This window comes from Amycolatopsis echigonensis (assembly GCF_014174495.1).
In the GTDB taxonomy this organism is placed as follows: Bacteria; Actinomycetota; Actinomycetes; order Mycobacteriales; family Pseudonocardiaceae; genus Amycolatopsis; species Amycolatopsis echigonensis.
The window spans coordinates 1-1,376 of record NZ_JACJHR010000226.1 but is presented as its reverse complement, the minus strand read 5'-3'; the positions used below and the strand labels follow the sequence as shown (position 1 = coordinate 1,376).

1 protein-coding gene is annotated in these 1,376 nt (G+C 65.2%); it reads left to right on the top strand.

Annotation, left to right across the window (positions count from 1 at the left end; genetic code table 11):
* The first annotated feature begins 92 nt into the window (after positions 1 to 92).
* A complete protein-coding gene (locus H5411_RS46425) occupies positions 93 to 1,337 on the top strand; it encodes an IS256 family transposase (RefSeq protein ID WP_110341587.1) in 1,245 nt (414 codons plus the stop codon).
* Positions 1,338 to 1,376: the final 39 nt, after the last annotated feature.

The following is a 1,376-nucleotide window of genomic DNA, read 5'->3' as shown; positions in this document are numbered from 1 at the left end:
GGGACTGTAATTTCGTTGGTGTAACTCCTGAGGTGAAGGAGACATCTGTGACTGATGGGACGGGCAACGGCGGCGAGGCGAAGGCTCCGGCGATGGCGGATGGAGTGGACGATCAGCTGGTGCAGCAGCTGGCGGATCGGGCGCGGGCCGAGGGTCTGCAGTTGACCGGTGAGGGCGGCCTGCTGGCGATGCTGACCAAGAAGGTGGTGGAGTCGGCGTTGGAAGGCGAGATGGACGACCATCTCGGCTATTCCAAGCATGACCCGGCCGGCCGCAACGGCGGGAACTCTCGCAACGGCCGGCGCGGCAAGAAGGTGCTGACCGAGGCCGGCCCGGTGGAGATCGCTACCCCGCGGGATCGCGACGGCAGTTTCGAGCCGCAACTGGTGGGCAAGGGCCAGCGCCGGCTGACCGGGCTGGATGATCTGGTGATCTCGTTGTCCGCCAAGGGGCTCACGCATGGTGAGATCGCCGCGCACCTGGCCGAGGTGTACGACGCCGAGGTGTCCAAGCAGACCATCACCACCATCACCGACCGCGTGATGGACGGCATGGCCGAGTGGCAGAACCGGCCGCTGGATGCGGTGTATCCGGTGGTGTTCATTGACTGTGTGAATGTCAAGATCCGTGAGGGCAACGTCGCGAACCGGCCGATCTATCTGGCGCTCGGCGTCACCGTGGAGGGCACCCGCGACATCCTCGGGCTGTGGGCTGGCGAACACGGCGACGGCGAGGGAGCCAAGTACTGGCTGCGGGTCCTCTCGGAGATCAAGAACCGCGGCACAGCCGACGTGTGTATCGTCGTGTGCGACGGACTCAAGGGCCTGCCCGAGGCCATCGAAACCGTGTGGCCGCAAGCGATCACCCAGACCTGCGTCGTCCACCTCCTGCGCAACAGCTTCCGCTACGCCTCCAAGCGGGACTGGGCGGCGATCGCGAAGGACCTCAAGCCCCTCTACACCGCGCCCAGCGAGTCGGCGGCACTGGACGCGCTGGCTGCCTTCGGTGACAAGTGGGAGGCCCGCTACCCGGCGATCATCAAGCTATGGGAGAACAGCTGGGCGGAGTTCGTGCCGTTTTTGCAGTTCGACGCCGAGATCCGCACCGTGGTGTGTACCACGAACGCCATCGAGTCGATCAACGCGCGGATCCGACGGGCGGTCAAGGCCCGTGGCCACTTCCCGACCGAGGCCGCCGCGCTCAAGTGCGTCTACCTAGCGTTGATGAGCCTCGATCCCACCGGCACTGGGCGCAAACGCTGGGTCGCCCGTTGGAAGGCGCCGTTGAACGCTTTCGAGCTCACCTTCCCCGGACGCCTGACCACGAACAAGAAGTAGAACCGACAAGATCAGTTACACCAGCTTCTTGACAGACCC